The organism is uncultured Lamprocystis sp. (assembly GCF_903933125.1).
Classification (GTDB): domain Bacteria; phylum Pseudomonadota; class Gammaproteobacteria; order Chromatiales; family Chromatiaceae; genus Thiodictyon.
This window is the reverse complement of the sequence record NZ_CAIZIZ010000301.1, coordinates 1-5585: the sequence shown is the minus strand read 5'-3', so window position 1 is coordinate 5585 and position 5585 is coordinate 1. Positions and strand designations below refer to the sequence as shown.

Below are 5585 nucleotides of genomic sequence, written 5' to 3'. Positions count from 1 at the left end.
TGCCTGGGTGTGTGGGGGGAATCGCGGCCGGAGGCCGCTCCCACGGGGCGGGGCAGGTGCGATTACGCCGGATCCCGTGGGAGCGGCGTCCCGCCGCGATGCGGTGCCGGGGTGCGCGGGGGAATCGCGGCCGGAGGCCGCTCCCACGGGGTGGGGCAGGTGCGATTACGCCGAATCCCGTGGGAGCGGCGTCCCGCCGCGATGCGGTGCCTGGGTGTGTGGGGGGAATCGCGGCCGGAGGCCGCTCCCACGGGGTGAAGTGGGCGCGTCTGAGCTAGACTTTGCGGGAACGGCGTCCCGCCGCAACCGGTCTCGAGGTCGAGCCAGTGGACAAGCCGCATAGTCGCGATCTGCGCAAGGGCCGCGTCTCCGAGTCGGGGCGCATTTACCATATGCGTACCTCTACAGAACTCAAACGTCCTTTTTTTGCCGATTTTTGGCTTGGCCGCGAGGTGGTGAAGTCCCTGCGTTTCCTGCATCAGCGAGGCGACGTCGAGAGCCTGGCCTTCGTCGTGATGCCGGATCATTTGCATTGGCTGTTCTGTCTGACCGGGGAGCGGCCTTTGGACCGGATCATGTTGTCGCTGAAGAGCTACACGTCGCACCGGATTAACGTCCGCCGCGCGGAGCATGGTCCGGTCTGGCAAGAGGGGTATTTTGACCGTGCGCTCCGGGCGGAAGAGGACCTCAAGGACATGGCGCGTTACATCGTCGCCAATCCGCTCCGCGCGGGTTTATGTCGCCGTTTGGGGGACTACCCATTGTGGGATGCGAAGTGGCTCTGAGCCCGTGGGAGCGGCGTCTCGCCGCGATGCGGTGCCGGGGTGCGCGGGGAATCGCGGCCGGAGGCCGCTCCCACGGGGCGGGACAGGTGCGGCGTGGGAGCGGCGTCCCGCCGCGCTGGCGTTCTGTTCAGGATGGTTTCTTACGCGCCTGCCCGGCCTTGAACAATTCGTCCAGATACTCCTGCCACAGCCGTTCCTGGTTGAGACCGAGATTGTAGAGATACTCCCAGGAGTAGATGCCGGTGTTGTGCTCATCGTCGAAGTGCAGGCAAATGGCGTAATTGCCGACCGGTTCGATCTTGTCGATGCCGACGTCTTCCTTGCCGAGTTGCAGCACCCGCTGGCCGGGGCCGTGGCCCTGGACCTCGGCGGAGGGGGAGTAGACGCGCAGATATTCGCACGGGAGGTTGAAGTGTGAGCCGTCGTCATAACGCACTTCCAGCACCCGGGACTGTTGGTGCAGGTTGAGTTCAGTGGGTGTCGGCATGGCGTTCTCCGGTAAAAGGGGATGGGTGCCGCGCCCGTTCAAGGCGGGCGGGAACCCGGTGGCAACGTAGGCGATTTCGATAGCCGCCGGACGGGATCGCCGGACGTAGGGGCGGGTGTTAAACCCGCCCTACAGGAGCGTCTGTCCGGATATCAGGTACGAAGGCTCGATCACAGGATGTAGCGCGACAGATCCTCATCCGCGGCCAGTTGGGACAGGTTCTGGTCCACGTAGGCGGCGTTGACGGTGACGGTGACCCGATCCAGGTCCGAGGCGTTGTAGGAAACATCCTCCAGCAATCGCTCCAGGACCGTGTGCAGGCGCCGCGCGCCGATGTTCTCGGTGCGTTCGTTGACCTGCCAGGCGATCTCGGCGAGCCGGCGGATGCCGTCCTCGGTGAACTCCAGGTTCACCCCCTCGGTAGCGAGCAGCGCCCGGTACTGATCGGTCAGCGAGGCGTCCGGCTCGGTCAGGATCCGCACGAAGTCCTCCGTGGTCAGCGCCTTCAGTTCCACCCGGATCGGCAGGCGGCCCTGCAGCTCGGGGATCAGGTCCGATGGGCGGGCCAGATGGAAGGCGCCGGATGCGATGAACAGGATATGGTCGGTGCGCACCGATCCGTGCTTGGTGGAGACCGTGCTGCCCTCGACCAGCGGCAGCAGGTCGCGCTGCACGCCCTCGCGGGAGACATCGGCCCCGGACATCCCTTCGGCGCGGCGGGTGACTTTGTCGATCTCGTCCAGGAAGACGATGCCGTTCTGTTCCACGTTCTCGATGGCGCGCAGCTTCAACTCTTCTTCGTTGACCCGCTTGATCGCTTCTTCATCGGTGAGCAGCTTGCGGGCGTCCTTGATGCGCAGCTTGCGCCGTTTGGTGCGGCCCTGACCCAGGTTCTGAAAGAGTCCCTGGAGTTGATTGGTCATCTCTTCCATGCCGGGCGGGGCCATGATCTCGACACCCAAAGGGGCGGCGGAGACCTGGAGTTCCACCTCACGCTCATCCAGTTCACCCGCCCGCAGCTTGGTCCGGAATTTCTCACGGGTCGCTGAACCGGTGCTGCCGCGGGTTTCTTCCTCGAAGTTGGCCGGCGGTGGCAGCAGGGCGTCCAGGATGCGCTCCTCGGCCGCGGCCGCGGCCAGGTCGCCGAGCTTTTCCATTTCCTGTTCGCGCGAAAGCTTCACGCCGATGTCGGCCAGATCGCGGATAATCGACTCCACATCGCGCCCGACATAGCCGACCTCGGTGAACTTGGTGGCCTCGATCTTGATGAAGGGGGCGTTGGCCAGGCGCGCCAGCCGGCGGGCGATCTCGGTCTTGCCGACCCCGGTGGGGCCGATCATCAGGATGTTCTTGGGTGTGATCTCCGAGCGCAGCGGCTCGGCGATCTGCATCCGCCGCCAGCGGTTACGCAGCGCGATGGCGACCGCGCGCTTGGCCTCGTCCTGGCCGACGATGTGCTTGTCCAGTTCGGCGACGATCTCTTGGGGGGTGATTTCCGGCATGGGTGTACGCGTTTGCAGGTTGGCCGCCCGCAGGGACGGCACGGCGTAAGCGGTGTAAGGTGCGGGTCAGGCCGGGATTCCGCAAGGGCAACCCGGTTATCCCCACGACTGCTCAGGACGGGGCGTCCAGCTCCTCGATCACCAGATTATGGTTGGTATAGACGCAGATATCCGCGGCGATGTGCAGCGCGCGTTCCACGATCTCCCGCGCCGAGAGTTCGGTATTTTCCAGCAGTGCCCGCGCCGCCGCCTGGGCAAAGGCGCCGCCGGAGCCGATCGCCATCAGGTCGTTTTCAGGCTCGATGACGTCTCCGGTGCCGGAGATGATCAGCGAGGACTGGCCGTCGGCGATACACAGCAAGGCTTCCAGGCGGCGCAGCATCCGGTCCGTGCGCCAGTCTTTGGCGAGTTCCACGGCCGAGCGGACCAGATGACCCTGATGCTTCTCCAGCTTGCCCTCGAAGCGCTCGAACAGGGTGAAGGCGTCCGCGGTCGCCCCGGCGAACCCGGCGATGACGCGGTCTTTGTAGAGCCGACGCACCTTGCGGGCATTGCCCTTCATCACCGTCTGGCCGAGCGACACCTGGCCGTCGCCGCCGACGACGACCCGGCCGGCGCGGCGCACCGAGAGGATGGTGGTACCGTGAAAGGTCTCCATGGGATAAGGCTCCGATCGTTGGGATGGCGCATTCTACGCCAGGGACGGGCCGGGTGGCGGGGGTCTCGTCGTCATCCGGCCGCGATGAGGGTTCGCCAACCGCCGCAGGGTCGCAGGTGACCGCGGCCTCGTATCGCGGCCGGAGGCCGTTCTCAGTGTGCCCGACATGGGCCTGTACTTGTTACCTGAGAGGAGGTAACCGCAGCGAGTGACAAGAAGCGTAGCGAAACCCAAGGTGGAAGCCGTGAGGCCAAGCTGAAAGCAGGGTTACGCGGCGACACGACCGTAGGAACACGAACAGGAGTTGTGCGGTGGTTTGATCAAGCTTTCCGCTGGATTGGAACGTCCAATCATGGGTTCCAAGTCTTTCGGTGTGAGCCCCTTCTGTTCCATTTCGAAGCGGATCGCCTCCACCGGGTCCGGCAGGTCCATGGGGTAGTGTTGTCGCTCATAGGCTTCGACCAAGGTGACAAGCAGGTCCAACCGCTCGCCCTCCGGGCTGTCGAGGGTCGCCGCCATCAGGGTTTCGATTTCGGTCAGGGCCGCCCGATAGTCGGCATCGGTTCGGAAATAGACCTTATCCGGATGGCACGCGGTGGGGTATCCTGACATCTGGATAGGGTATACGGCTTTGGCCCGCGTGGCACCACGGGGAGTCAGTGATGGTGAGTCATTCTGGACAAGCAAGCGCAATCCGCGCCGGGATCTTCAGCGGGTTGATTCTGGCAGGTGTGCTGTTGACCGCTCAAGCAAGTGGAGGCACGGACCCGGCAGCGTCCGTGGCCGCTGTTGCCGAACCCGCGGTGGCGGCGCAGAACCCGGCCGATGGGTCGACCGTTCTTCCGTTGGGTGTCGCCACGACCGCGGCTGCCAATGCGTCGGTGTCTCGATGGAACAGCCGCGCCTTGGATCTGTGCGTCAAGTACCGTCGCAATCCCTTGCGCATTGCCCGCGCCCTGGCCGTGCTGCACGCGGGGATACAGGACGCGGTCGCATCCGCCGCCGCGGCAACCGAAGACCCGGATCTGCTTGCCGTGGCCGCGGGTGCTGCCGCGGGTCCGGTGCTCGACGCGCTGTTCCCGCTGGAGACGCCCGGTCGGTTTCAGGCCCTGGCGTGGGTCGACTCCGCCAAGACCGCCGCGGCCCCCGGGGTCGACCAAGCGCAGGCAAGTCGCGCCCGAGCGGCTGGCGCCGCGGCGGCAGAGCGTGCGATTGCCAAGGCCATGCGGGACGGCAGCGACCTGGTGTGGGACCCGCGACAGCGGCCCGCCCCCGGCCCGGGGGTCTGGCGCGCCACGCCGCCGCTCCACGGCTACGATCCGCTGGAGCCACTGGCGGCCCAGTGGACGACCTGGGTCCTGCGGGACGGCGGTGAGGTCCAACCCCCGCCGCCGGTGGTTTACGACACCCCCGCCTATTGGGCCGAGACCGCGGAGGTGCTCGCGGTCTCCCGCGCCCTGACGCCCGAGCAGGCACGGATCGCGGACGACTGGAACCTGGGCCAAGGCTCGGTGACGCCGGCCGGCGTATGGAACCTCAAGGCGCGGGCCTTGCTGGAAGAAAAGGGGCTGGACCAGGCCCAAAGTGCGCGGGTGCTGGCCGTCCTGAACATCGCGATGGCCGACGCCGCGGTCGCCTGCTGGCGGGCCAAGTTCGCCGATTGGACCCAGCGCCCGGTGACCGCCATCCGTGAGCGCCTGGACCCCGACTGGCTGCCCCATCTGCTGACCCCGTCCTTTCCGAGCTATGTCTCCAACCATGCCGCCCTATCCGGGCCGCGGCCGAGGTGCTGGCCGCTTACTTCCCGGACTCGGCCGCGGCGCTCGATGCCGCCGCGGCAGAGGCGGCACTGTCGCGGCTGTATGGCGGTATTCACTTTCGCAGCGACAACGACGAGGGGCTCAAGCTCGGCCGGCGGGTCGGGCGCTTGATCTTGGAGCGACTCTACGGCGACCGGCGCGCGCCGCCACTCGCATCAAAGCCTCTTCCGCCCTTGCTATAGCATTCTGGCCTGATAACCGGACGTAGATACTCTGTTCGAGCGCAAGTCCGATTTGCCTCCAATCCGTAAATTGGCCTCCTCGCTACGTGAACGGGCGCCATCGTCCGACGGCGTTCGGTATACCGGCGTCGGGTCCACGGTCGGCAACCGT

General features: G+C 66.2%; 6 protein-coding genes. 2 read left to right on the top strand and 4 right to left on the bottom strand.

Going from position 1 to position 5585, the window contains the following annotated elements:
* Positions 1–326: 326 nt before the first annotated feature.
* Positions 327–785 (top strand): transposase, encoded by a 459-nt coding sequence (locus QZY03_RS14795; RefSeq protein WP_295582308.1) that lies wholly within the window; start codon positions 327–329, stop codon positions 783–785.
* 127 nt (positions 786–912) lie between these two features.
* Here QZY03_RS14795 and QZY03_RS14790 read toward each other — a convergent pair whose 3' ends face one another.
* The 4 genes from QZY03_RS14790 to QZY03_RS14775 form a co-directional block, all read right to left on the bottom strand.
* Complete coding sequence (locus tag QZY03_RS14790) at positions 913–1272, bottom strand: DUF971 domain-containing protein (RefSeq protein ID WP_295582306.1); 360 nt, start codon at positions 1270–1272, stop codon at positions 913–915.
* Positions 1273–1442: 170 nt separating this feature from the next.
* A complete protein-coding gene (gene hslU / locus QZY03_RS14785) occupies positions 1443–2774 on the bottom strand; it encodes an ATP-dependent protease ATPase subunit HslU (RefSeq protein WP_295582305.1) in 1332 nt (443 codons plus the stop codon).
* Positions 2775–2886: 112 nt separating this feature from the next.
* Entirely contained in the window at positions 2887–3432 is a 546-nt protein-coding gene (gene hslV / locus QZY03_RS14780; protein WP_295582303.1) for an ATP-dependent protease subunit HslV, read from the bottom strand.
* 267 nt (positions 3433–3699) lie between these two features.
* On the bottom strand, positions 3700–4044 hold the full coding sequence (locus tag QZY03_RS14775) for a transcriptional regulator (protein ID WP_295582301.1): 345 nt from the start codon (positions 4042–4044) through the stop codon (positions 3700–3702).
* 50 nt (positions 4045–4094) lie between these two features.
* Here QZY03_RS14775 and QZY03_RS14770 point away from each other — a divergent pair, with 50 nt between their 5' ends.
* The gene (locus QZY03_RS14770) at positions 4095–5363 is read left to right on the top strand and encodes a vanadium-dependent haloperoxidase (protein ID WP_295582299.1); all 1269 of its coding nucleotides are present in this window, start codon (positions 4095–4097) and stop codon (positions 5361–5363) included.
* Positions 5364–5585 lie beyond the last annotated feature (222 nt).